The 24,091-nt window shown below is 64.0% G+C and carries 21 protein-coding genes; 1 reads left to right on the plus strand and 20 read right to left on the minus strand.

The window, feature by feature from the left end:
- Positions 1 to 79 precede the first annotated feature (79 nt).
- The 8 genes from truB to RM96_RS18165 form a co-directional block, all read right to left on the minus strand.
- Positions 80 to 1,027: a tRNA pseudouridine(55) synthase TruB gene (truB, locus tag RM96_RS18130; RefSeq protein ID WP_039012527.1), complete on the minus strand. Its 948-nt coding sequence runs from the start codon at positions 1,025 to 1,027 to the stop codon at positions 80 to 82.
- A gap of 84 nt (positions 1,028 to 1,111) precedes the next feature.
- Entirely contained in the window at positions 1,112 to 1,480 is a 369-nt protein-coding gene (rbfA, locus tag RM96_RS18135) for a 30S ribosome-binding factor RbfA (RefSeq protein ID WP_039012529.1), read from the minus strand.
- A 61-nt stretch (positions 1,481 to 1,541) separates the two neighbouring features.
- Positions 1,542 to 4,430, minus strand: coding sequence for a translation initiation factor IF-2 (infB, locus tag RM96_RS18140; protein WP_039012531.1), 2,889 nt, complete (start codon positions 4,428 to 4,430; stop codon positions 1,542 to 1,544).
- Between the two features lie 83 nt (positions 4,431 to 4,513).
- The gene (gene nusA, locus RM96_RS18145; protein WP_039012533.1) at positions 4,514 to 5,989 is read right to left on the minus strand and encodes a transcription termination factor NusA; all 1,476 of its coding nucleotides are present in this window, start codon (positions 5,987 to 5,989) and stop codon (positions 4,514 to 4,516) included.
- Positions 5,986 to 6,474 (minus strand): ribosome maturation factor RimP, encoded by a 489-nt coding sequence (gene rimP / locus RM96_RS18150; protein WP_039012534.1) that lies wholly within the window; start codon positions 6,472 to 6,474, stop codon positions 5,986 to 5,988. Before rimP ends, nusA begins: the two co-directional genes overlap by 4 nt.
- Positions 6,475 to 6,763: 289 nt before the next feature.
- The gene (gene rluB / locus RM96_RS18155; RefSeq protein ID WP_039012536.1) at positions 6,764 to 8,614 is read right to left on the minus strand and encodes a 23S rRNA pseudouridine(2605) synthase RluB; all 1,851 of its coding nucleotides are present in this window, start codon (positions 8,612 to 8,614) and stop codon (positions 6,764 to 6,766) included.
- A 5-nt stretch (positions 8,615 to 8,619) separates the two neighbouring features.
- The gene (scpB, locus tag RM96_RS18160) at positions 8,620 to 9,531 is read right to left on the minus strand and encodes an SMC-Scp complex subunit ScpB (protein WP_039012538.1); all 912 of its coding nucleotides are present in this window, start codon (positions 9,529 to 9,531) and stop codon (positions 8,620 to 8,622) included.
- Positions 9,532 to 10,081: 550 nt separating this feature from the next.
- Positions 10,082 to 10,840, minus strand: coding sequence for a sulfite exporter TauE/SafE family protein (locus RM96_RS18165; RefSeq protein ID WP_039012540.1), 759 nt, complete (start codon positions 10,838 to 10,840; stop codon positions 10,082 to 10,084).
- A gap of 78 nt (positions 10,841 to 10,918) precedes the next feature.
- Between RM96_RS18165 and fnr the strand changes: the two genes are divergently transcribed.
- Positions 10,919 to 11,644, plus strand: coding sequence for a fumarate/nitrate reduction transcriptional regulator Fnr (fnr, locus tag RM96_RS18170; RefSeq protein ID WP_039012542.1), 726 nt, complete (start codon positions 10,919 to 10,921; stop codon positions 11,642 to 11,644).
- Positions 11,645 to 11,673: 29 nt separating this feature from the next.
- Here fnr and RM96_RS18175 read toward each other — a convergent pair whose 3' ends face one another.
- The 12 genes from RM96_RS18175 to odhB all read right to left on the minus strand — a co-directional run bounded on the left by RM96_RS18175 (position 11,674) and on the right by odhB (position 24,007).
- A complete protein-coding gene (locus RM96_RS18175) occupies positions 11,674 to 11,919 on the minus strand; it encodes a hypothetical protein (RefSeq protein WP_039012545.1) in 246 nt (81 codons plus the stop codon).
- On the minus strand, positions 11,916 to 12,137 hold the full coding sequence (locus RM96_RS18180; protein ID WP_039012546.1) for a membrane protein: 222 nt from the start codon (positions 12,135 to 12,137) through the stop codon (positions 11,916 to 11,918). Before RM96_RS18180 ends, RM96_RS18175 begins: the two co-directional genes overlap by 4 nt.
- 82 nt (positions 12,138 to 12,219) lie before the next feature.
- Entirely contained in the window at positions 12,220 to 13,692 is a 1,473-nt protein-coding gene (gene ccoG / locus RM96_RS18185; RefSeq protein WP_039012547.1) for a cytochrome c oxidase accessory protein CcoG, read from the minus strand.
- Between the two features lie 49 nt (positions 13,693 to 13,741).
- Positions 13,742 to 14,656, minus strand: coding sequence for a cytochrome-c oxidase, cbb3-type subunit III (gene ccoP / locus RM96_RS18190; protein WP_039012550.1), 915 nt, complete (start codon positions 14,654 to 14,656; stop codon positions 13,742 to 13,744).
- A gap of 2 nt (positions 14,657 to 14,658) precedes the next feature.
- Positions 14,659 to 14,823, minus strand: coding sequence for a cbb3-type cytochrome oxidase subunit 3 (locus tag RM96_RS18195; RefSeq protein WP_039012552.1), 165 nt, complete (start codon positions 14,821 to 14,823; stop codon positions 14,659 to 14,661).
- A gap of 3 nt (positions 14,824 to 14,826) precedes the next feature.
- Complete coding sequence (ccoO, locus tag RM96_RS18200; RefSeq protein WP_039012554.1) at positions 14,827 to 15,495, minus strand: cytochrome-c oxidase, cbb3-type subunit II; 669 nt, start codon at positions 15,493 to 15,495, stop codon at positions 14,827 to 14,829.
- Positions 15,496 to 15,514: 19 nt separating this feature from the next.
- Entirely contained in the window at positions 15,515 to 16,963 is a 1,449-nt protein-coding gene (gene ccoN, locus RM96_RS18205; RefSeq protein WP_039012556.1) for a cytochrome-c oxidase, cbb3-type subunit I, read from the minus strand.
- 168 nt (positions 16,964 to 17,131) lie between these two features.
- Entirely contained in the window at positions 17,132 to 17,278 is a 147-nt protein-coding gene (gene ccoS, locus RM96_RS18210; protein ID WP_011298204.1) for a cbb3-type cytochrome oxidase assembly protein CcoS, read from the minus strand.
- Positions 17,279 to 17,280: 2 nt separating this feature from the next.
- A complete protein-coding gene (locus RM96_RS18215; RefSeq protein ID WP_039012559.1) occupies positions 17,281 to 19,860 on the minus strand; it encodes a heavy metal translocating P-type ATPase in 2,580 nt (859 codons plus the stop codon).
- Between the two features lie 113 nt (positions 19,861 to 19,973).
- Positions 19,974 to 21,071, minus strand: coding sequence for a cell division protein ZapE (gene zapE / locus RM96_RS18220; RefSeq protein WP_039012561.1), 1,098 nt, complete (start codon positions 21,069 to 21,071; stop codon positions 19,974 to 19,976).
- Between the two features lie 146 nt (positions 21,072 to 21,217).
- Complete coding sequence (lpdA, locus tag RM96_RS18225; RefSeq protein WP_039012563.1) at positions 21,218 to 22,642, minus strand: dihydrolipoyl dehydrogenase; 1,425 nt, start codon at positions 22,640 to 22,642, stop codon at positions 21,218 to 21,220.
- A gap of 93 nt (positions 22,643 to 22,735) precedes the next feature.
- A complete protein-coding gene (gene odhB, locus RM96_RS18230; protein WP_039012565.1) occupies positions 22,736 to 24,007 on the minus strand; it encodes a 2-oxoglutarate dehydrogenase complex dihydrolipoyllysine-residue succinyltransferase in 1,272 nt (423 codons plus the stop codon).
- Between the last annotated feature and the right edge of the window lie 84 nt (positions 24,008 to 24,091).

The raw sequence follows: 24,091 nt of genomic DNA on the forward strand, positions 1-24,091 counted from the left end.
ACGTGCTTCCGGTTCGCCGGATCCACGTGGCCTTTTTTACTGAGCCCGGCTGGCGCCCGTGCTGGCAGATTCCGAGTGGCTACATGCGCACCAGTCTCTCGGGCCGCAAGGCGCCTTCGCGCATGCGGCCGACACCGAGCAGGCGCGCCGGATCGCCGGCATAGACGCGGGCAAGCGTCTCTTCGGCCAGTTCGGCCTCTGCCGGCAAATCGCGGCGCGCAATGCGCTGCCCCTGGAGGAAGCGTGCGGCAGCGGCCTCGTCGAGCTGCACCGGCGGGCACTTCCGCAGCAAGGCATCGACCGGGGCCAGCATGCCGGGCCGCAGGGCGTCGTCCTGCTGCTCGATCTGCTCGAGGGTGACCGCCCCATCCAGCGCGAGATCGCCTACAGCCGTGCGGCGCAACGCCGTCAGGTGCGCGCCACAGCCGAGCGCTTCACCGATGTCTTCGGCGAGTGTCCGGATATATGTGCCCTTGCTGCAGGTCACGCGCATGGTGAATGTCGGCGCCTGCGGCAGCGCGCAATCCAGCATCGAAATCGCAAGGATGGTCACACGCCGGGCAGCCCGCTCGACGGTCTGGCCGGCGCGCGCATATTCGTACAGCGGCCGGCCATCTTTCTTCAGCGCCGAGTACATCGGCGGTACCTGCTCGATCTCGCCCCGGAATCGGGTCAGGACCTGTTCGATGTGTTCCCGGTCACACGTGACTGCGCGCTCGTCGATCAGATCACCTTCCGCATCGCCCGTCGTCGACCGGGCTCCGAGACGCACCACGGCCTCGTAGGTCTTGTCGGCTTCGAGCAGGTCTTGCGAGAACTTGGTGGCCTCGCCGAAGCAAAGCGGCAGCAGGCCGGACGCCAGCGGGTCGAGCGTGCCCGTGTGGCCCGCCTTGAGCGCGCGCAGCAGGCGCTTGGCGCGCACCAGCGCGTCGTTGGACGACAGGCCAAGCGGCTTGTCGAGCAGCAGCACACCATGCACTTCGCGGCGCGGCAGCCGCGGCGGGCGGGTGGTGTTGGAATCGGTCATCGGAGGATGGGAATGCGCGGCGAAGCTGCGGCGCACAAGGGAAGTTGAACCACCGGCATCCACGCCAGCGGCGTGGACCGGGATTCAGTCGTCCTTCGAGCGCGTCGAGTTCGCTTCGTTGATCAGCTTGGACATCTCGATCGCATGTTCGACGGAGGTGTCGTGGAAGAAGCGCAGCGTCGGCACGGTATGGATGTGCAGGCGCTTGTACAGCAGCGAATGCAGGTAGCCGGCCTTTTCATTCAGGATGGCCTCTGCATCAGCGGGTTGGGCGCCAAGCACGGTGAAGTACACCTTGGCGTGCGCGTAGTCCGGCGTCAGCGCCACAGACTGCAGCGTGACCAGGCCGAGGCGCGGGTCGCGCAGTTCGCGCTGGATCATCTCGGCCAGGTCTTTCTGGATCTGGTCTGAGAGACGGAGATTGCGGGAGGAGATGGTGCCTTTCTTGGCCATTCAATACTGTCTTGTCGAGATGACAACGGCAGGCCATCTGGCCTGCCGTTGTTGCGCCGCCTTACAGCGTACGCGCCACCTCGGTGATTTCGTACACTTCGAGCTGGTCGCCTTCCTGAACATCGTTGAAGTTCTTGATCGACAGACCGCACTCGAAGCCTTGCTTGACTTCCTTGACGTCGTCCTTGAAGCGCTTCAGCGAATCCAGCTCGCCATCGTGGATGACCACGTTATTGCGCAGCACGCGCACCAGCGAGTTCCGCTTGACCAGGCCGTCGGTAACCATACAGCCGGCCACCGCGCCGATCTTCGGCACGCGGAACACCTGGCGCACCTCGACCTGACCGATCGTGGTTTCGCGCTTCTCGGGCGCCAGCATGCCGGACATGGCCGCCTTGATCTCGTCTACCGCATCGTAAATGATGTTGTAGTAACGGATGTCGATGCCATTGTGCTCGGCCAGCTTGCGCGCACCGGCGTCGGCACGCACGTTGAAGCCGATGATGACCGCCTTCGATGCCGTCGCCAGGTTGACGTCGGACTCGGAGATGGCACCCACGCCACCGTGCACGATCTGCACGCGCACTTCGTCGGTCGACAGCTTCTGCAGCGACTGAACCAGCGCTTCCTGCGAACCCTGCACGTCGGCCTTGACGATCAGCGGCAGCGACTGGACTTCGCCTTCGCTCATCTGCTCCAGCATGGTCTCGAGCTTGGCCGCCTGTTGCTTGGCGAGCTTCACGTCGCGGAACTTGCCCTGGCGGAACAGCGCGATTTCACGTGCCTTGCGCTCATCCGGCAGCACCAGCACTTCTTCGCCGGCGGCAGGCACTTCCGACAGACCCTGGATTTCCACCGGGATCGACGGACCGGCTTCCTTCGCCGGCTTGCTGTTTTCGTCCAGCATGGCGCGCACACGACCGTACGCGCTGCCGGCCAGTACCACATCGCCGCGCTTGAGCGTACCGCTCGTCACCAGGATGGTAGCGATCGGGCCCTTGCCCTTGTCGAGCTGGGCTTCCACCACCAGGCCCTTGGCCGGTGCATCCACCGGAGCCTTCAGCTCCAGCACTTCAGCCTGCAGCGAGACCTGCTCCAGCAGATCCTCGATACCTGCGCCCGTCTTGGCGGACACCGGCACGAACGGCGAATCGCCGCCGTACTCTTCCGGCACCACCTGCTCGGCCACCAGTTCCTGCTTGACGCGGTCCGGGTTGGCTTCGGGCTTGTCGATCTTGTTGATCGCCACCACGATCGGCACACCTGCAGCCTTGGCATGCGCAATCGCTTCCTTGGTCTGCGGCATCACGCCGTCGTCAGCCGCGACCACCAGGATCACGATGTCGGTTGCCTTGGCACCGCGGGCACGCATGGCCGTAAAGGCCTCGTGACCCGGGGTATCCAGGAAGGTGATCACGCCCCGATCGGTTTCCACATGGTAGGCGCCGATGTGCTGCGTAATGCCACCGGCCTCGCCCGCGGCAACCTTGGTACGGCGGATGTAGTCGAGCAGCGAGGTCTTGCCGTGGTCGACGTGACCCATCACAGTCACCACCGGCGGACGCGGCAGCAGTTCGGCGTCGGTATGATCTTCGCCGTCCACGACCAGCAGGGCTTCCGGATCATCCAGCTTGGCGGCAAATGCCTTGTGGCCCATTTCTTCCACCACGATCATGGCGGTTTCCTGGTCCAGCACCTGGTTGATGGTCACCATCTGGCCGAGCTTCATCATCTGCTTGATGACCTCGGATGCCTTCACGGCCATCTTGTGGGCGAGATCTGCCACCGAGATGGTTTCCGGCACGTGCACTTCACGCACCACCGGTTCGGTCGGTGCCTGGAAGTTGCTGCGGCCGTCGTCATGCTGCTGCTGCCTGCCGCCGCGGCCACGCGGGCCACCGCGCCAGCCGCCCACGCCACCCGAGGAATCGCCACGGGTCTTCAGGCCACTGCCCTTCTTGCGCGAACCTTCGTCCTGCCAGGTGCCGGTCTTCACCACCTTGCCGGTCTTCTTGTCGACGGTAGTGGTGGTCGTGGTCGTCGTCGTGGCAGGCTTCTTGTCGACGGCCTTGGCTTCGGTCGTCGCACCAGCCGGCTTGACCGGCTTGTGCAGCGTGCCGGTCTGCTCGGCCTTCTTTTCTTCCGCCTTGCGCTCCGAAGGCGCCTTCAGCACGCGAGGCGGCGCATTCAGCATCTGCTGAATGGCACGGGCCTCGGCTTCCGCGGCTTCGCGGCGCTTGCGGGCTGCATCCTGCTCGGCGCGCGCCTTGTCGGCGGCAGCCTTGGCGTCGTCGGCAGCCTTCTGCGCAACCACGCGCTCGGCGGCAACGCGAGCCTTCTCGTCCTCGGCCTTCTTGCGCGAATCGTCTTCCGCGGCCTCAGTCACGGCGAGCGATGCGGCCGCTTCCTCTTCCGCCTTCTTGGCGACAAGCTCGGCCTGGCGACGCTGCTCTGCCTCCAGCGCTTCCTGCCTGGCGCGGCGCTCGGCTTCCTCGCGTTCGGCCGCTTCCTGGCGTGCCTTCAGCTCGGCTTCCTGGCGCGCCAGCAGTTCTGCCTGGCGGCGATCTTCCTCTTCACGGCGTGCCTGTTCGGCGGCGTCGATCACCGGCTCCTGCTCGCCGACATCGGCGTGCGACTCCGGCGCCGCTTCGTCGCGCTTGATCAGCACGCGCTTCTTGCGCACTTCAACCTGGACGGTGCGGGTCTTGCCGGTGGAGTCGGCCTGACGGATCTCGGAAGTCTCGCGCTTGGTCAGCGTGATCTTCTTGCGGCTGTCATCGGCCTGGCCATGGGAGCGCTTCAGATAGTCCAGCAGACTGGTCTTATCCGATTCGGTGATGATGTCGTCTGGCGTCGCCTTGCCCACCCCAGCCGCCTGCAATTGTTCCAGCAGGGCAGCTGCGCTGCGACTCAGTTCTGCGGCCAGTTGGGCAACTGTTGTGCTTGCCATTCAAACCCTTTCAATGCTTGGTTTCTACGTCGGGACAAATCGTTGCGGAAAGCGCGCCCGGATGAACCATCCGGACGTGTCCCTCAGTTAAACCAATGTTCCCGTGCTTTCATGATCAGCGCCTTGGCTTCTTCCTCGCTGACGCCAACCATCTCGACAAGTTCGTCGACGGCCAGTTCGGCCAGGTCGTCACGCGTATGGATATTGCCTTCGGCCAGCTTGCCGATCAGTTCCGGGTTCAGGCCGTCGAGCGATCGCAGATCCTGCGACACCTCTTCCACCTTCTCTTCCCGGGCCAGTTCCATCGTCAAGAGCGCATCGCGCGCGCGGTTGCGCAGCTCGTTGACAGTATCTTCGTCAAACGCCTCAATCTCCATCATTTCACTGATGGGGACGTAGGCCACTTCTTCCAGCGTGGAGAAGCCTTCCTCGATCAGGATATCGGCCACTTCCTCGTCAACGTCCAGCTTGGCCATGAAGAGCTTGCGCACGGCATCGCTTTCCTCAGCCTGCTTCTGCGCCGACTCTTCCTGGGTCATGATGTTGATCTGCCAGCCGGTCAGCTCGGACGCCAGGCGTACGTTCTGGCCGCTGCGGCCGATGGCGACGGCGAGGTTTTCCTCGTCGACCACCACGTCCATGCTGTGCTTCTCTTCATCCACCACGATCGACTGCACTTGTGCCGGCGCCAGCGCGCCGATCACGAACTGCGCCGGATCTTCCGACCACAGCACGATGTCCACGGCTTCGCCACCGATCTCGTTGCGCACCGCGGTGACGCGCGTACCACGCACGCCCACGCAGGTACCGATCGGGTCGATACGCTTGTCATGCGCCACCACCGCGATCTTGGCGCGCACGCCAGGATCACGCGCAGCCGCCTTGATCTCGAGCAGGCCCTGCTCCATCTCGGGCACTTCGTTCTCGAACAGCTTGATCAGGAACTCAGGCGCAGTACGCGACAGTTCGATCTGCGGGCCGCGCGCGGCGCGGTCCACATTCAGAATATAGGCGCGCACACGGTCACCCGTGCGCAGGTTTTCCTTCGGAATGATCTGGTCGCGGGCCAGCAGCGCTTCCACGCGGCCGGATTCCACGATCAGGCCCTTCTTGTCGGCACGCTTGACCGTGCCGGTCATGATCTTTTCGCCGCGATCCAGGTAATCATTCAGGATCTGCTCGCGCTCGGCGTCTCGGATCCGCTGCAGGATCACCTGCTTGGCGGCCTGCGCGCCGATACGGCCAAATTCGACCGACTCGATCTGCTCTTCGACGTAATCGTCGAGCTCGAGGCTCGGGTTGTCTTCGCGGGCTTCGAACAGCAGGATCTGCTTGTCCGGCTCTTGCAGGCCCTGCTCGTCGGGAACGACAAGCCAGCGACGGAACGTTTCATGCTCGCCAGTCTCGCGATCGATCGCGACACGGATATCCACATCTTCCTCGAAGCGCTTCTTGGTGGCCGAGGCAAGTGCAGCCTCCAGGGCACCGAATACCACATCCTTGTCGACGTTCTTTTCACGCGCAAGCGCATCGACGAGCAACAGAACTTCGCGGCTCATTGCTTGTTCCCTTTTCTTTGATTTCCTTTGAAGTCGATCACCGGCACCAGACGTGCCTTGTCGACATCGGATACGGCAAATTCCAGCAGTGCCGGGCCATCCTTGCCCTCGAACTCCAGCCCGACCTTTTCCGCACCCTCCTCACCGGTGGGTGCCTGCAGGATCCCTGTGAAGTTCTTCTGCCCGTTGACCGGAAGGCGCAGCGTGACCCGCGCCTCGGCACCGGCAAAACGGACGTAATCGGCCAGCTTCTTCAGCGGCCGGTCCAATCCCGGCGACGAGACTTCGAGGCGCTCGTAGTCGACATTCTCGACAGTCAGCACGTGCGTCAGTTGCCGACTTACCTTCTCGCAATCCTCGATGACGATGCCGGTTTCAGGCTGATCGATATAGACACGCAGCAATCCGGCCGGAGCACGCTCGAGCTCAACGAGCTCATATCCCATGCCGTTAAGGGTGGTTTCGATCAAATCTGCCAGATGCACTGTAATCCCGAGTAATGGCCATCAACACCTTGGCAGGCCAATCCGGCGGTGCCGTCTGCGACGGTCCTGCAGCAGCCTTACCTGCCAGCCTTCCCCACGTTGCGCCGCAAGCGCTGCGGTACGGGCGAACCAAAAAAAAATGGGCGCAATGCCCATCATTCGCCCATCCTTGGGAGGATGACTTTTTGAATAGACTTTAATTATACGCAGATTATGTCCAAAAGGCAAAAGGACGGCATATCTGCACAATACTTGTGCGCGGCTACCGCAATAGCCGCGCACACCCGCCTCAGCGATTGCCGCCGCGGTTGCCGCCCTTGCCACGGGGAGCGCGGTTGCCACCGGGCTTGGCAGCCTTCGGCATCACATTGCCGTTGGCTTCGCCGCCGCCACGGCGTTGCGATCGGCCTTGACCACCGCCCATGCCGCCACCCATGCCACCGCCCATCCCGCCACCACTGCGACCGGGACGTCCGCCGCCGGCGCCACGCCCGCCACCCAGGTTGGCCGTGTGCGAGGTAAGGATGGTCGGACCACCACGGGTGATATAGCCCATCGACGTCTGCATCGGATCCGGCTGCCCACGCCCGGCGCCACCGCCGCGCGGGCCGCCCTTTTCAAACCTCGGCAGGCCGTCCATGCCGGTCGGCATCGGCATGCCGGCAATGGCAGCCTCGGTCCGCTGCTTGCGGCCACCGACCTTGGTGGCGCCCTTGGCGCCGCCCTGCTCCTTGCCCGGCAGCTTGAGGCCGATACCGGTCATCAGCGCCTTGACGTCATTGGCCTCCAGCTCCTGCCAGCGACCGCGCTTGAGCCCACGCGGCAGCAGGAACTGGCCGTAGCGCGTGCGGATCAGGCGCGACACCGTCAGGCCGACCGCCTCGAACATGCGGCGCACCTCGCGGTTGCGGCCCTCGGTCAGCGCCACGTGGTACCACTGGTTCACGCCTTCGCCGCCACCGTCGGCAATGCGCAGGAAATTCGCCTCGCCATCATCCAGCTTGATGCCGTGGAGCAGGCGCTGGCGATCGGCTTCGGCCAGTTCGCCCAGCGTACGCACCGCGTACTCGCGCTCCACGCCGTAGCGCGGATGCATGAAACGGTTAGCGATGTCGCCGGAGGTCGTGAAGATCAGCAGACCTTCGGTATTGAAGTCGAGACGGCCCACCGCGACCCACTTGCCGGTCTTGATGCGCGGCAGGTTGTCGAACACCGTCGGACGGCCTTCGGGATCGGACTGGCTGACGATTTCACCGGCCGGCTTGTGGTACAGCAGCACTCGCGGCGGCTTGCTCGATACCTTGCGATGGATCAGCTTGCCATTGACGCGTACCTGGTCGGCCGGGAGGATGCGCTGGCCGATATGCGCCGGCAGCCCGTTGACCGATACCCGCCCTTGCAGGATCAGCTCTTCCATTTCGCGACGCGAACCCAGGCCGCCCTCAGCCAGCACCTTGTGGAGCTTCGGCGCATCGTCATCCGCCGAAAGCTCGCGCACCGGCTTGGCCTTGGTGCGCGGAATCGCCATCTCTTCCTGATCGTACTGATCGGAAATGACGAAACGGAACAGATCCTCGCCGGAAACTGCGGCCTTGTCGCCCGCAGGCTCGCCCTTGCGCTGCTGGGCGCCGCCCTTGCGGCCGCCCTGCGCGCGCGCGCCCTTCTGGGCTTCGCCATCCGCCGGCGCGGGCCTGGGACCGCGCTGCCCTTGCTGGGGCTTGCGCTTGTTGCGACCTTCCGGCTTGCCGCCATTGCCCTGACCGGGCTTCACGCCTTCGGCACGCTGAGCACCTTCACGCGGCGTGTCGCGCTCGCCCTCGGCCTGCGCAGGCTTGCGCTTGCCGCGACCGCGCTGTGTGCCACGGCCGGTCGGCGCCGCAGCGGCACCCGGGGAATTCGCATCACCAGCATCGGCTTGCGCGGGAGCGTCACCGCCCTCGGCGCGTCCGCCTTCACGGTCCTGCGCGGCCTGGCGGCGCGATGCCACCAGGTTTCGCAAACCGCGGCGCAGTCCCTTGCGGCGCGGCGCGCCGTCGGTGCCCGATCCGGAATCGGCGGCCCCTGCATCGGCCGGTACGTCCGTCTGGCGGACGTCTTGCTCTACGGAATCAGACAAAGTATTCACTATCGGATGTTGCATGTTGTTCAGTTGGGCACGCGCTCGTCGTGCTCGCTCGTGTGCGGCGGATTCGCATCGCCCGATGCGCTGTTCTCGCTATCCTGCGTATCGGCGATGGCATCGAAATGGAAGCCGTTGGCCGTTGCGACCGGAGGTTCGCCGCCCGGCTTCACCTCGGCATCGATCGTGTCCGCTCGGGCCTGTTCGGCCTGTAAATCCTGCCCGGCGGGGACATCAGGCGCATCCTGCTGACCGGCAGCTGGAGCCGCCGTTCCAGCGTCCGCTGCATCCACCGGATCCGACGTGCCAGTTGCGGCAGCGCCCGGCTCGGCAAAAGCTTCTTCGTCGCCAACGGCGGGCTGGCTCGTTGCGGCCTCTTCGAAATCTATGGCTTGCTGGTCCAGCAGCGCGGCCTGGACCTGCGCCTGCGCATCTTCCAGCGGCGGCAGCTCATCCAGGGTGCGCAGCCCGAGGTCGTCCAGGAATGCCTTGGTGGTGGCATACAGCGCGGGCCTGCCCGGCACGTCGCGGTGGCCGATGACCTCGATCCAGCTGCGGTCCTCGAGCTTCTTGATCACCTCGGTACTGACCGTGACACCGCGGATTTCCTCAATATCGCCGCGCGTCACCGGTTGCCGGTAGGCGATGATCGCCAGTGTTTCCATGACCGCACGCGAGTACTTCGGCGGCTTTTCCGGATTCAGCCGATCCAGGAATTCACGCATTTCCGGACGACTCTGGAAACGCCAGCCGCTGGCCAGCGCAACCAGCTCCACCCCCCGCTGCTGCCAGTCCTGCCGCAGCTCCTCGAGCAGGACGCGGATCGTGTCCGCGCCGACATCGTCGGCAAAAAGCCGCCGCAGATCGTTGACGCGCAGGGGCTCCTGCGCGCAGATCAGCGCAGTCTCGAGGACGATCTTCGCCTCTTGGGTATTCATGTTGATGGTGTGCAGCCTGTCTTTGCACCTGCACCCGGACGAATCCGGGGCACCGGAGATTTTGGATTCAGCGGTGCGAAAGCCACCGCCATCTCATTGCGCAGCCAACTCAAATGCTCGCCGCATCAAAGCCGTGCACTGTCTATTGCATCGAATTGCCGGGTCGATCCGGCAGGAGATCGTTCGACCTCCGGCTTGGGCCGGCATCGAACCTCTTGCGTCGCGCCTTCCCCTCGGGGGCGGACATCTAGTCTCCGGCGAACCACATCGCCTCGACAGCAAGAAAAAACGGAAATCGGGAGCAAGGCTGGCATCACCAACTCCGCAGTGCCAGCCGGTCTTTTAAACCAGATCTTTTGAACCGGATGGACTGCGGGGAACGAGGCCGGCGTAGAAGACCGCCCGGAACCTCTGGACGCGCCCCGATTATATAGGGGCCGCCTGGCGCTGCTCGGAAAAAACGCCGCGCGATACCGCAATGCTCGCGATTGTATGGCATTCCCGCCCACACCTGCAACCTTCCTGCAGCATGAGCCCGTCCGGCGCGCCGTCAGAACACCAGGCAGAAGCCGTGCTCGGTCAGCGAATGTGGCAGCAACACCGCCCGCCAGATCCCCAGTGCGCCGAACGTCATGACCGCAATGCCCGCCCCGATCCGGACGGCCGGGCGGCGGGACACCTGCCGGAGGTAGCCGGAAAGACCGGACAGCACGAGCAGGTTAGGCAGGGTCCCCAGGCCAAAAGCGCCCATCACCAGTGCTCCGGACATCGCATTGCCCGAAAGTAGCGCCAATGCAAGCGCCCCATAGACCATACCGCAAGGCACCATGCCCCACGCCAGGCCCATGCCGTAACGGCGCGACAAGCCACCAGGCCTGCGCAAGAACGATGGAATCCGCGCCGTCCAGGCCCCCAGGCGCCCGGCCACGGCGCCACTACCCATGGCGGCCAGCCGCTCAAGCCATGCCACGCCGAATGTTTTGCCGCGCATGAGTTGCCAACCGGAAAACAACAACATGGCGCTCCCGGCGCCAAATAGCCACCGCTGCACCGGCAAGTATTCCTGCTTCCACGCCGCCGCCCCGACGGCCCCCAGCGCGGCGCCCAGAAGCATATAGGTGGAAATCCGGCCCAGGTGCATGACAAGCAGCTCGATCAGCCAGTCGCGCGGCCGCCGCAGGACAGCCACTGGCACCACCACGGCACTGCGCTGCTCCACGGCGAGGGCAATGCCCCCACACATGGCTGCGCAATGCACGCCACCGAGCAGTGCAAGCAAAAAAACGCTAAGAAGCACGCCAAATGTCAACTATTACTCCCTGCTGCATCACATCGCACGTTAAAATGCACTTATCGCGCCCTCGCAGCCATCCATTGCAGGTTCCAATTGCTCACCACCATTCCCGTCACTGAGATGTCGCCCCGCTGCTCCACTTGCGCCATGGGGCAGCTGTGCCTCCCGGTCGGCATGAGCCAGCGCGACCTCGAGAAGATGGACACGCTGGTCCAGGATCGTATTCGCGTGCACAAGGGGGAAACCCTGTATCGCATGGGCGATCCGCTGACCGCTGTCTATGCCATCCGCTTCGGCACCCTCAAGACGCATGTCACGACCGAAGACGGCCGCTCGCAAATCACCGGCTTCCATCTGCCCGGTGAAGTGGTCGGCCTCGACGGCCTCGGAGAAATGCAGCACGCCTCCGACGCCACAGCACTCGAAGACACCGAGGTATGCGTCGTCCGCCTGACGGAATTGCAGACCCTCTCCGCCGACCTGCCTTCGCTGCAGCACCAGTTCCTCCGGTTGATGGGCAAGGAAATCTCGCAAGACCAGATGATGCTCGTCACGCTTGGTTCGATGCGTGCCGAAGAGCGTCTGGCTGCCTTCCTGGTCAATCTGTCCGAGCGCCTCTCGGCGCGAGGCTACTCTGCATCCGAGTTCGTGCTGCGCATGAGCCGCGAAGAAATCGGCAGCTATCTCGGACTCAAGCTGGAAACTGTCAGCCGGCTTTTCTCACGCTTTGCTGAAGCCGGCCTGATCCAGATTCGCCAACGTCACGTGAAGCTCGTCGACATGGCAGGCATCAAGCAGCTCTACAGCCGGCCCTGCTGAACAGCGCCTCCGCCCTGCGGCGGCGCTGTTCACTCAAGCTCGTCAGTATCGCTCAACTTGGTGGGCATGGTGTAGAGCGTCAGCCCGCTGGACAGCGCGCAAAACACCCACGCCAGCAGAAATCCGATCGTATAGACCGACTCTCGCGACGCTTCGATCGGCTGGCCGAAAAAATTCAGGTCACCCGGATCAACAAGCGAGAACACCGTTGCCGTGGCCAGGCCTGCCATCAGAAAGGCGGGCCACAGCACCCACATCAGCCAGCGCAGCCTCATGGCTGCCTCGCAGCCGACCGCATGGCCGGCGCATGTGCCGACGTAGCGCCAACCTTTTCAACGACCAGCCCATGACGGACCACACCGTCGACCGGACGGTCCGGATGGGTGGCCGCAAGCCAGATGGTCACGCCGCAGGCCACCATCGCCAGCAGCGGGCCGCTCATCAGCAGCCACGGCCACGGCTCCCTCCACCACGGATTGCCTTGATTCTTCATCTAGCCCCCTTCATTCGCGCCTATCGGTAGCGCTTCCGGTTGGTGTGGCGCAGGCCGTCTACGCCCTGCGCCCAACTTAGCTTCACAAATTGCGTGGCACGATAAAACTAGTAGATTGCCTGATTTGCGCACTACCCTGCCCTGTGCCCTCGCTGGTTACCGTCACATTGATCTTGTGCGTACCCTGTGCGGCTTCCTCGATTGGCACCCGGATTCGAACAGGCAGCAGCCGGTTCGACGTCGGCGCAAGCGACTCGGCCTGGGTATCGTATTCAACCGTCAGATTCTTCAGCTCGTCACTGTCCGCGCGAACGCTGATTCGCATCGGTGCTTCCGTCGTGTTGATCAGCTGCAGGCGATAAACGTTCTCGATCCAGCGCCCGTCCACTTCGCGGCCAAGCGCACCGCGGTCACGGATGATATCGACCTTGAGCGGCGTGCGCATCGCCAGCGAAGCCATGAAGCCCCCCACCAGCACGAGCCAGATCACCGAGTAGATGATCACCCGCGGACGCACCAGGCGCTTGCGCGACGCTACCGCGGAAAGGGCCTTGCGCATGGCATTCTCCGATGTGTACCGGATCAGGCCACGCGGATACTCCATCTTGTCCATGACCTGGTTGCAGGCATCGATACACGCCCCGCAACCAATGCACTCGTACTGCAACCCGTCCCGGATATCAATGCCGGTCGGGCATACCTGCACGCAGATGCTGCAGTTGACGCAGTCCCCCAACCCCGCCTTGTAGTGGTCGACCTTGCGAGAGCGGCTGCCGCGAGGTTCGCCACGGCCGATGTCATACGTCACCACATAGGTGTCGCGGTCCACCATCACGCTCTGGAAACGAGCGTAGGGGCACATGTACTTGCAGACCTGCTCGCGCATGAAGCCCGCGTTGCCCCACGTGGCGAAGGCGTAGAACAGCATCCAGAACGCCTGCCAGGGCCCCAGCGACAGACTCAACACCTTCCCGCCGAGTTCGCGGATCGGCGCGAAATAGCCGATGAACGTAAAGCCGGTCCAGAGCGCAATCACCACCCACAGGAAATGCTTGGTGGCTTTGAGCCTGAGCTTGCGCGGGCTCCAGGGATCTCCGTCAAGCCGGATGCGGGCAAAGCGGTCGCCTTCGACATGCCGCTCGATCCACATGAAGATCTCTGTGTAGACGGTCTGCGGACACGCGTAGCCGCAGAACAATCGACCAGCGATTGCCGTGAACAGGAAGAGCGACAGCGCCGAGATGACCAGAAGAACCGCAAGATAGATGACATCCTGCGGCCACAGCACCAGGCCGAAGATGTAGAACTTGCGGGCGCCAAGGTCGAACAGCACGGCCTGGCGTCCGTTCCACTGGAGCCAGGGCGTGCCGTAGTAGATGAGTTGGGTCAGGATGACCATCCAGACCCGCCAGCTCGAGAACGCGCCCGTTATCGAGCGCGGATAAATCTTTCGACGTACCTCGTAGAGCGTTTCGTCCGAGGTTTCGACGACCGCGGCGGCCGAGCCCAGAGACTCAGCCGCCCGGGCCGCAGGGCCAGTCCCGGGGGCATTCATGGACGCGCCTCCGCAGGGAGTGCTGCGCGCCCCGCATCTGAGTCTGCCATCATTGGCCAGCCCCTCCAGTGTTGGATAGGCCCCAGACATAGGCCGTCAGCATCCGGATGCGTTCGGGTGTCAGGATTTCTTCATGTGCCGGCATATGGTTGTTGTGGCCCTTCAGGATGGCCTCGACAATGCTGCCTTCCGAACTGCCGTACAGCCATACATTGTCCGACAGGTTCGGAGCGCCGAGCGCCTGGTTGCCCTTGCCCGTCGAGCCGTGGCACGCCGCGCAGGTCGACTTGAACGTGCTTTCGCCTCGCGACGCCCGGATCGGATCCGACGACAGGCCCGACAGCGAACGCACGTACTGGGCGACGTCACCGGCAAGCTTGCCGTCGATGGTCGACGCAAACGGCGGCATCACGCCATTGCGGCCCTTGGTGATGGTTTGCTGGATCGTCTCCGGCTCGCCGCCATAGAGCCAGTCATGGTCGGTCAGGTTCGGAAAGCCGCGGCTGCCGCGCGCATCGGAACCATGACATTGCGCGCAGTAGTTCAGGAACAGGCGCTGGCCGATTTCCCGAGCCTGCGGATCTGCCGCCACCTGCTTGACGTCCATCTTCAGGTACTTGGCATAGATCTCGTTCTGCATCTTCTCCTGGGCTTCACGGTGTGCGGCGAGCTCACCCTGCGTCGAGAACTTCAGCACGCCGGCGTACGAGCCGAGGCCCGGATACAGCACCAGGTAGACCAGGCCAAAGATGCAGGCCAGCAGGAACATCCACATCCACCAGCGCGGCAGCGGATTGTTCAGCTCGCGCAGGTCCCCGTCCCAGACATGGCCGGTGTCCTCGCTCGCGCCGGCAACCTTGGTGACCTTGCGTTGCGAAAAAAGCAGCCACACGCACCAGACGATGCCGACGAGCGCGATGGCGGCGATGTAGTAACTCCAGTAATCGGAAAAGAAATCGCTCATGACTAGGTGTTCCGGCTCGATGTTGTGGTGGGCTCGTCAGGCAGTGCGAACGGCAGCATGGCGGACTCCCGGTTGGCAGGTTGCCGGCCGGCCGACCACGCCCACCAGCAGATGCCCAGGAATACGACCATCGAAACGACCGTGGCGAAGGCAGTGAACATGACCATGACTTACTCCTTGGCCGGCGCCGGCGCGGCGGCGGCCGCGTCCACGCGCACATTTCGGCGGTTGGTGCCCAGACCCTGCAGATACGCGACCAGCGCGTCTTCCTCGGTCTTGTCCTTCAGTTCAGCCGGTGCCTTGGCGATTTCCGCTTCGCTGTACGGCACGCCAAGGCGCACCAGCGCACGCATGCGCGCCTGGATGTCGTTGGTCGGCAGCACAGCCTTTTCGAGCCATGGGTAGGACGGCATCACCGATTCAGGCACCACATCGCGCGGATTGCGCAGGTGGATGCGCTGCCAGTCATCCGAGTAACGACCGCCAACGCGGGCCAGGTCCGGACCGGTACGCTTGGAACCCCACAGGAACGGGTGGTCGTACACCGACTCGCCTGCCGTCGAGAAGTGGCCATAGCGCTCGGTCTCGGCCTGCAGCGTGCGCACCTGCTGCGAGTGGCAGCCAACGCAGCCTTCGCGGATATAGATATCGCGACCCATCAGCCGGAGTGGCGAATACGGCTTGATACCCGGATCCGGCTCGGTGGTGGAATGCTGGAAGAACAGCGGCACGATCTGAACCAGACCGGCAATGCTGACCACGAGAATCGTGCAGATGATCAGCCAGCCGATGTTCTTCTCCAGCGTTTCGTGGGAAAAGAAGCTTTGCTTTTCGGACATCGTTTCTATCCTGGTTTGATCAGTGGGCAGAGGCAGGGACGCTGGCCGGAATCGGCGCATCCACGGCGGGCTTGCCGATGATGGTCTTGGCAACGTTGTAGGCCATCAGCAGCATGCCCGACAGGAAGCACAGGCCACCAAGCAGACGGATCAGGTAGAACGGATACTTGGCCTTGACCGCCTCAACGAACGCGTAGGTCAGCGTGCCGTCCGGCTGCGTGGCACGCCACATCAGGCCTTCCATCACGCCGGCAATCCACATCGAGGCGATATAGAGCACCACGCCGATGGTGGCGATCCAGAAGTGCCACTCGATCAGCCGGATGCTGTACATCTGCTTCTCGCCGAACAGCCGCGGAATCAGGTAGTAGAGCGAACCGATGGAAATCATCGCCACCCAGCCCAGGGCGCCCGAGTGCACGTGGCCGATCGTCCAGTCGGTGTAGTGCGACAGCGCGTTGACGGTCTTGATGGACATCATCGAGCCCTCGAACGTGGCCATGCCGTAGAACGACAATGCCACCACAAGGAACTTCAGGATCGGGTCGGTGCGCAGTTTGTGCCAGGCACCCGACAGGGTCATGATGCCGTTGATCATGCCGCCCCAGGACGGCGCCAGCAGGATCAGCGAGAACACCATGCCCAGTGACTGCGCCCAGTCAGGCAGCGCGGTGTACTGCAGGTGGTGGGGACCGGCCCACATGTAGGTGAAATTCAGCGCCCAGAAGTGGACGATCGACAGGCGGTACGAGTAGATCGGACGCTCGGCCTGCTTGGGAATGAAGTAGTACATCATGCCCAGGAAGCTGGTGGTCAGGAAGAAGCCCACCGCGTTATGGCCGTACCACCACTGGATCATGGCATCCTGCACGCCGGCGTAGGCCGAGTAGGACTTCCACATCGACACCGGCATTTCGATATTGTTGACGATGTGCAGAATGGCAATCGTCAGGATGTACGCGCCGAAGAACCAGTTGGCCACGTAGATATGTCGGGTCTTGCGCTTGACGATGGTGCCGAAGAACACGATCGCGTAGGCGACCCACACTGCCGTGATCAGCAGGTCGATCGGCCATTCAAGCTCGGCATATTCCTTCGAGCTGGTGATGCCCATCGGCAGCGTGATGGCAGCGGCGACGATCACCAGTTGCCAGCCCCAGAACGTGAAGGCTGCGAGCGGCCCGCAGAACAGGCGAGTCTGGCAGGTGCGCTGAACCACGTAGTACGACGTTGCGAACAGCGCGCTGCCGCCGAATGCGAAGATCACCGCATTGGTATGCAGCGGACGCAGGCGACCGAACGAGAGCCAAGGCGTGTTGAAGTTGAGTTCCGGCCAAATCAGCTGTGCTGCCAGCAGCACGCCAACGGCCATACCGACGATCCCCCAGACTACAGTCATGACAGAGAACTGTCTTACGACGCTGTAATTGAAGGTGTCGACGCGTGAAGACGCGGCGGTGACATCCATTCAGACCCCCAAACAAAAAAGATAAACCGATTGACGATGTGACTTTAGAAAAACCAGCCGCTTACCGCGTTGATCTTTATCAAGTCGCCAGATAAGGCCGTGAACCACCGTGCGATATGCAAGTCCGACATGGTTTTTGCCGCGCTTTTTCCGTGTTCCGGCGTCCTTTCACGGCTTGTCGTTGTCGAGCAGAATGGCTTCCCCAGGCCGGTCGAGGTCGTCGTACTGGCCGGCATGCAACGCCCACCAGAGCGCGCCAGCGATCACTACGACCAGCACCAGGCTCATCGGCACCAGCAGGTAAAGCGTCTCCATTGCTACCCTCCCTTGCGGCCGGCGCGCAGCAGGCCCCAGGCATTCGCGACCACCAGCAGCGACGACACCGACATGCCGATGCCTGCCATCCAGGCCGTGACATATCCGGTTGCCGCCAGCGGTATGGCAACCACGTTATAGAAAAAGGCCCAGCCGAGGTTCTGGCGCACTACGCGCCGGGTCTTTCGCGAGACGGCCAGCGCGCTCGCAATCTCGGACACGCCGCCATGGGTGAGAACTGCATCGGCCCCGGCCTGGGCAAGCGGTGCGCCGCTGCCGATGGCAATCGAGACCTGCGCCTGCGCCAGCACCGGCGCATCGTTGATGCCATCCCCGACAGCCAGCACAATCGCTCCGTCGCGCTGGAGGGCGGCCACGTAGTCGCGCTTGCCCTCGGGGGTGATCTCACCGTGCGCACGGTCGATACCAAAGTGAGACGCCCACCATTGCACTGCGCTGGCGTTGTCGCCCGAGACAAGATGGCAACGCACGCCCAGGGCACGCAACTGGGATAGCAAGCTCGCGGTCTGCTCGCGCTCGACGTCGGCCAGCACAAACATGGCAAGCAATCCGGTCGGACTGCCCAGCCAGACCTGCGTGGCGCCGGGGTGGCCCTCTGCATTGCGCATCGAGGCAATCGTCGCCAAAGCCTGACCGCTTTCGTCAATCGCCGCCACAAAATCGCCGCGCCCCAGACGCAGCAACCGGCCGTCCACGCTGGCCTCCAGACCCTGCCCGGGTAAATTCCGGAGGCCGGTCACCTGATACGTCGCTGCGTCAGCACACTGCCCCGCCGCGGCAATAAGCGCCCGCGCAATCGGGTGCTCACCACCGCGCTCCATGGCTGCCGCGAGGGAGAAACACGCACCCACGCCTGCCTCGCCGAATGTCTTCCGTGCGGTAACGGCGAACCGCCCTTCTGTCAGCGTGCCGGTCTTGTCGAGCACAACATCCGTTACGCGAGCAAGCGTTTCCAGCGCATGGGAGCGCGTGAGCAGCACGCCGCGGCGCGAGAGCGCCGCCCCTGCCGCCGCCAGGGCCGCGGGCGTGGCGAGCGAAAGCGCGCATGGGCAACTCACCACCAGCACAGCCACCGTTACCATCAACGCGCGTGAGGAGTCGATCCAGAGCCACCAGACCACGCCGGTCACAGCCGCGAGCGCCAGCAGCGTCGCCACGAACCAGCCAGCGACCCGGTCGGCGAGCGTAGCGAGGCGCGGCTTCTCGGCCAGCGCCCGGTCGAGCACGGCGACGATTTCGGCCAGCCTCGTGCCGGCGCCGACGCGCGTCACGCTCATCTCGAGCGGACTGGCGGTATTGAAGCAGCCAGCCAGCACGGATTCACCTGCGCTCCGGTGGACGGGCCGGCTCTCACCGGTCAGCATGGATTCGTCCAGCTCGCTCGCACCGGTGAAGATAGTGCCGTCGGCGGGAACAATTTCCCCGGCCTTAACGCGAATCAGGTCGCCGGTCTGCAGGCGTGTCACCGGTACGCGCTCACCCACTGCGCCCGTGCTCGCGAGGCGTTCGCACGTGGCCGGAAGCTGGCGCGCCAGCATCTCGGCGCCGCTGCGCGAGGCCTGGCGCACGCGCAACTCCAGGAAACGGGCCAGCAGCAGGAAGGCGACGAACATCGTCACCGAATCGAAATAGACTTCCCCCACCCCGCGCACGGTCGCCAGCGCACTGGCCACGAATCCGGCACCGATGCCAATGGCCACCGGGACGTCCATGCCCATATGGCGCTGGCGAAGGCTGCGCCAGGCGCCCGAGAAGATCGGCGAAGCGGAATAGAAAACGACTGGCAGCGTCAGGACGAAACTGGCCCAGCGCATGAGCTGCAACTGTCCGGGATCGATGGAGGCTTCATGGGTGTAGATCGGCCACGCATACATCATCACCTGCATCATGCCGAGCATGGCGACCGCCATGCGCATCAGCAGGCTACGCCGCGCGCGGCGGTCCTGCTGGTCCGAGCGCGATACCTCGAACGGCCAGGCCACGTAGCCGATACCCGCGAGCGCCGCCAGCAGGCCGGACACGCTCTGCTCGTCCTCGCGCCACCGCACCACCACGCGACGTGTCGCCACGTTTGCAACCACGGATTCCACGCCGTGCTGGCGGCTGAGATGCTGCTCGATCAGCCACGCGCAGGCTGCACAGCGGATGTTCTCCGGCGCCAGCGTGATCTCCGCGCGGCTCCCGTCCAGCAGGCGCACGAACTGGCTGCGCAGTTCCGGCGAGTCATATGCGGCCCAGATCGGCTCAGCCTCTCGCCGCGCATCGTCGTCGATGGGTCGGGCAAAACGTGCCTGGTCGCCGTATAGGTGGGCAAATCCGGCCGCATGAAGGGTCTGGGCAAGTGTCTGGCAGCCGCCACAGCAGAAGGCGTGGCGCGTGCCGTTGATGTCGGCCCAGAGCGGCTCGGCTTCCGATACCGGCCGACCACAATGGAAGCACTCCGCCGTTGCGGCGGTGCGCGCCGGGGCCGGCCTGGCATGGCCGACGGCATCGCCGCCAATGGCCGTGGAATGGCCGGCGGCCAGGAGGCTGGCGGAGGGACTGGCGGGAGGGGACGACATGGAGACCTTTTATTACCCATTGCAGGGTATATGGCGGTCTCGCAAACGGCCTTGATCTAGATCAATGCGGCCAGAGCGTCGTCAGCATCCGGCCAATACTGGGAGCCGATGGATCAGGTCAGCGTCGTATCCATGGTGCGTCGCTCGGCCTCAAGGTACTCGCGCGACTGCATTTCGATGATCCGGGACACCGTGCGATGAAACTCGTTGGCCATCTGCCCTTCCGTGTATAGCTCATCGGCGGGCACTTCGGCCGACATCAGCAGCTTGACCTTGTGGTCGTAGAACACGTCGATCAGCCACGTGAAGCGGCGCGCTTCGGATGACATTCGGGGCGTCATGCGCGGCACGTCCGACAGGATCACGGTGTGGAACTGGGACGCCAGCTCCAGGTAGTCGTTCTGCGAGCGCGGGCCGCCACAGAGCGTGCCGAAATCGAACCAGACCACGCCATTCGCCTTGCGCAGCGCGCGCAGCTCACGATGCTCGATATGGAGGATCGGCGACTCGTCGGCGACACCGGCAATGGAGGTAAAGGCATCGCGCAACGCGGAATTGGCCTTCGCATTGAGCGGCGTGTGGTAGGCCTGCACCTGCTCGAGCGAGCGCTTGCGGTAGTCGATGCCGGCATCGACATTGAGAACGTCAAGCTTCTCCTGCAGGAGCGCGATCGCGGGCAGCACCCGGTCGCGATGCAGGCCGTCGGGATACAGCAGATCCGGACGGTAGTTGGACGTCATCACGAACTGCACGCCATTTTCGAACAACTGTTGCAGCAGCCGGTGCAGGATCATTGCGTCGGCTACGTCGTTGACGTGGAATTCGTCAAAGCAGATCAGGCGGAAGCGCCGGGCGATCCGCTTGGCCAGCTCGTCGAGCGGATCCGGCCGCCCACGCAGCTCTTCCAGCTGGCGGTGGACTTCCCGCATGAACTCGTGGAAATGCAGCCGCGTCTTGCGCACGACCGGCACGCAGGCGTAGAAGCTGTCCATCAGGAAGGACTTGCCCCGCCCCACGCCGCCCCACAGGTACACGCCCCTGGGCACGTCCGGGTGGACCAGCAGTTTCTTCAGGGTACTGTTGCGGCGGCTCTTGTAGGCGACCCACTCGTCGTAGCATTGCTGCAGCCTCGCCACGGCGCGCAACTGCGCCTCGTCGGACTGGTAGCCGCGCTCTTTCAGTTCCTTCTCGTAGTACTCGCTGACGTTCATGCTGGCTGGTTCGTTCTGGACTGCGCGCGGATAGCTGCTGCCTCATCCGCGGCCATGCCCGGAAGACGTCCCGGCATGGGCTGCAAGTGAAAACGGCGCGCCGCTGATGCGGCGCGCCGGTACTCAGGCAATGAAAGGCTGCCGCCTTACATATTGAGCTGTCGCTTGTCGACAGCCAGCGCGGCTTCGCGCATGACTTCCGACATCGACGGGTGCGGATGGCAGACACGGCCGATATCTTCGCTGGCGGCCTTGAACTCCATGGCCACCACGGCTTCCGCAATCAGGTCCGACGCATTCGCGGCCACGATGTGCACGCCCAGGATCTCGTCGGTCTTGGCATCGGCCAGCATCTTGACGAAACCTTCCGGATGACCCATGCCCAGCGCACGGCCGTTGGCCATGAACGGGAACTGGCCGGCCTTGAACTCGCGGCCTTCGGCCTTGAGCTGGGCTTCGGTCTTGCCTACCCATGCGATTTCCGGGAAAGTGTAGATCACCCACGGAATGCAGTTGTAGTCGATGTGCGGCTTCTGGCCGGCGATACGCTCGGCCACGGCCACGCCTTCGTCCTCGGCCTTGTGCGCCAGCATCGGGCCGCGCACCACGTCGCCGATGGCCCACAGGCCCGGCACCTTGGTGGCGCAGTGGTCGTCCACCTCGATGAAACCACGCTGGTCCGCCGCCAGGCCGACAGCATCCAGGCCCAGGTTATCGGTGTTCGGCACGCGGCCGACCGACACGATCAGGCGATCGACTTCCAGGGTCTGCGCAGCACCATCCTTGTCGGTGTAGCTGACGGTGACACCGTTCTTGCCGGTCTTCACTTCATTGACCGTCACGCCCAGGCTGAACTTCAGGCCTTGCTTGGTCAGCTGCTTCTGGGCTTCCTTGGCTACGCCTTCGTCGGCGGCGCCCAGGAAAGCGGGCAGCGCTTCCAGCACGGTCACGTCGGACCCCAGGCGGCGCCACACCGAGCCCAGTTCGAGGCCGATCACGCCGGCTCCGATCACGCCCAGCTTCTTAGGCACGGTCGGGAACTTGAGCGCGCCTTCGTTATCGCTGACCAGGTCATTGTCGACCTTGACGCCGGGCAGGTGACGAGCCTTCGAGCCGGTGGCGATGATGACCTGCTTGGCGGTCACGACTTCACCGGCGATCTCGACCTGGAAACCGTCGGCGGTCTTGCCGACGAACTTGCCGTAGCCCTTGAGCAGCGTCACCTTGTTCTTGCGGAACAGGAACTCGATGCCCTTGGTCATCTTGCCGACGATCTCGTCCTTGCGCTTGAGCATCTTGGACACGTCGACCTTGACGTCGCCCACGGTGATGCCGTGGTCTCCGAGGTGGTGCTGGACGTTCTCGAACTCTTCCGAGGAAGCCAGCAGCGCCTTGGAGGGAATGCAGCCCACGTTCAGGCAGGTGCCGCCCAGGCGCGGTTCGCTCTTGGGATCGTCGTAGGGGTTGCCTTCGCAGCAGGCCACGTTCAGGCCCAGCTGGCCCGCACGGATAGCGGCGATATAGCCGCCGGGGCCGGCGCCGATCACCAGCACGTCGAATTGTTTGCTCATGGAAATTCCTTATTGGGCGCCGGCAGCATGTGCCGGCGCGCCGTCAACACCGGGAACGCGCCCCGCGCGGCTCGCGCGCGGGGGGATCGGTTCTTACAGGTCCAGCAGCAGGCGGGCCGGATCTTCCAGCGCGTCCTTCATCGCGACCAGGCCCAGCACGGCTTCGCGGCCGTCGATGATGCGGTGGTCATAGGACATTGCCAGGTAGTTCATCGGACGGATCACGATCTGGCCGTCTTCCACCACGGCGCGGTCCTTGGTGGCGTGCACGCCCAGGATGGCCGATTGAGGCGGGTTGATGATCGGGGTCGACAGCATCGAGCCGAACACACCACCGTTCGAAATCGAGAACGTGCCGCCGGTCAGTTCTTCCAGCGACAGCTTGCCGTCACGGGCCTTGACACCGAACTCGGCGATCTTCTTCTCGATGTCGGCCAGGGTCATCTGGTCGGCATTGCGCAGGATGGGCACCACCAGGCCGCGCGGCGAGCCGACGGCGATGCCGATGTCGAAGTAGCCGTGGTAGACGATGTCGTTACCGTCGATCGATGCGTTGATGAGCGGGAACTTCTTCAGCGCGTGCACCGCAGCCTTGACGAAGAACGACATGAAGCCCAGCTTCACGCCGTGTTCCTTCTCGAAGCGGTCCTTGTACTTGTTGCGCAGATCCATCACCGGCTTCATGTTCACTTCATTGAAGGTGGTGAGGATGGCATTGGTCGCTTGCGATTGCAGCAGGCGCTCGGCGATACGGGCGCGCAGGCGGCTCATCGGCACGCGCTCTTCCGGACGGTCGCCCAGGGCGGCGAAGTCGACTTGCGCGGGGACCTGCTGCAGCGCGGGCTTGGCCGCGGCCTGAGCCGGGGCGGCCTTGGCGGCGGGGGCCGGAGCGGCGGCTGCGCCCAGCACGTCGCCCTTGGTGATGCGGCCGTCCTTGCCGGTACCGGCAACCTGGCTGGCCGACAGGCCGCCTTCAGCCATCAGCTTGGCAGCCGAAGGCATGGCGACGGCGCCGGGGTTGGCCGTTGCGGCGGCGGGAGCGGCGGCGGGAGCGGCGGCCGGAGCCGGAGCTGCCGCGGCAGGTGCGGGAGCGGCAACTGCGGGAGCCGCGGCGCCAGCCGTGGCTTCGGTGTCGATCTTGGCGATGATTTCATCGGCCACGACGGTGTCGCCGTCGTTCTTGACGATAATCGACAGGACACCAGCCGACGGGGCCGGCACTTCCAGCACGACTTTGTCGGTTTCGATTTCGATCAGGATCTCGTCCTGGGCGACAGCTTCGCCAGGCTTCTTCTTCCAGTTCAGCATGGTCGCTTCGGCGACCGATTCGGACAGTTGCGGAACCTTGACGTCAACAATAGCCATGGTTGTGAATTCCTCGTGTTATGCGTGTTGTCTTTATGCTGGCAATGCCACGGCGAACATCTGCGCGCGTCGCCGTGGCTGCCG

This window comes from Cupriavidus sp. IDO, from assembly GCF_000812465.1.
Taxonomy (GTDB): domain Bacteria; phylum Pseudomonadota; class Gammaproteobacteria; order Burkholderiales; family Burkholderiaceae; genus Cupriavidus.

Excerpts from the sequence above, each read along its gene's own strand:
- infB (WP_039012531.1), bottom strand. The coding sequence starts at position 4,430 with ATGGCAAGCACAACAGTTGCCCAACTGGCCGCAGAACTGAGTCGCAGC.
- RM96_RS18175 (WP_039012545.1), bottom strand. The coding sequence starts at position 11,919 with ATGAGGCTGCGCTGGCTGATGTGGGTGCTGTGGCCCGCCTTTCTGATG.
- RM96_RS18195 (WP_039012552.1), bottom strand. The coding sequence starts at position 14,823 with ATGGTCATGTTCACTGCCTTCGCCACGGTCGTTTCGATGGTCGTATTC.
- ccoN (WP_039012556.1), bottom strand. The coding sequence starts at position 16,963 with ATGGATGTCACCGCCGCGTCTTCACGCGTCGACACCTTCAATTACAGC.
- rluB (WP_039012536.1), bottom strand. The coding sequence starts at position 8,614 with ATGCAACATCCGATAGTGAATACTTTGTCTGATTCCGTAGAGCAAGAC.
- ccoP (WP_039012550.1), bottom strand. The coding sequence starts at position 14,656 with ATGAGCGATTTCTTTTCCGATTACTGGAGTTACTACATCGCCGCCATC.
- ccoS (WP_011298204.1), bottom strand. The coding sequence starts at position 17,278 with ATGGAGACGCTTTACCTGCTGGTGCCGATGAGCCTGGTGCTGGTCGTA.
- lpdA (WP_039012563.1), bottom strand. The coding sequence starts at position 22,642 with ATGAGCAAACAATTCGACGTGCTGGTGATCGGCGCCGGCCCCGGCGGC.
- RM96_RS18215 (WP_039012559.1), bottom strand. The coding sequence starts at position 19,860 with ATGTCGTCCCCTCCCGCCAGTCCCTCCGCCAGCCTCCTGGCCGCCGGC.
- scpB (WP_039012538.1), bottom strand. The coding sequence starts at position 9,531 with ATGAATACCCAAGAGGCGAAGATCGTCCTCGAGACTGCGCTGATCTGC.
- ccoG (WP_039012547.1), bottom strand. The coding sequence starts at position 13,692 with ATGAATGCCCCCGGGACTGGCCCTGCGGCCCGGGCGGCTGAGTCTCTG.
- ccoO (WP_039012554.1), bottom strand. The coding sequence starts at position 15,495 with ATGTCCGAAAAGCAAAGCTTCTTTTCCCACGAAACGCTGGAGAAGAAC.
- RM96_RS18180 (WP_039012546.1), bottom strand. The coding sequence starts at position 12,137 with ATGAAGAATCAAGGCAATCCGTGGTGGAGGGAGCCGTGGCCGTGGCTG.
- truB (WP_039012527.1), bottom strand. The coding sequence starts at position 1,027 with ATGACCGATTCCAACACCACCCGCCCGCCGCGGCTGCCGCGCCGCGAA.
- odhB (WP_039012565.1), bottom strand. The coding sequence starts at position 24,007 with ATGGCTATTGTTGACGTCAAGGTTCCGCAACTGTCCGAATCGGTCGCC.
- rbfA (WP_039012529.1), bottom strand. The coding sequence starts at position 1,480 with ATGGCCAAGAAAGGCACCATCTCCTCCCGCAATCTCCGTCTCTCAGAC.
- nusA (WP_039012533.1), bottom strand. The coding sequence starts at position 5,989 with ATGAGCCGCGAAGTTCTGTTGCTCGTCGATGCGCTTGCGCGTGAAAAG.
- zapE (WP_039012561.1), bottom strand. The coding sequence starts at position 21,071 with ATGAACGTCAGCGAGTACTACGAGAAGGAACTGAAAGAGCGCGGCTAC.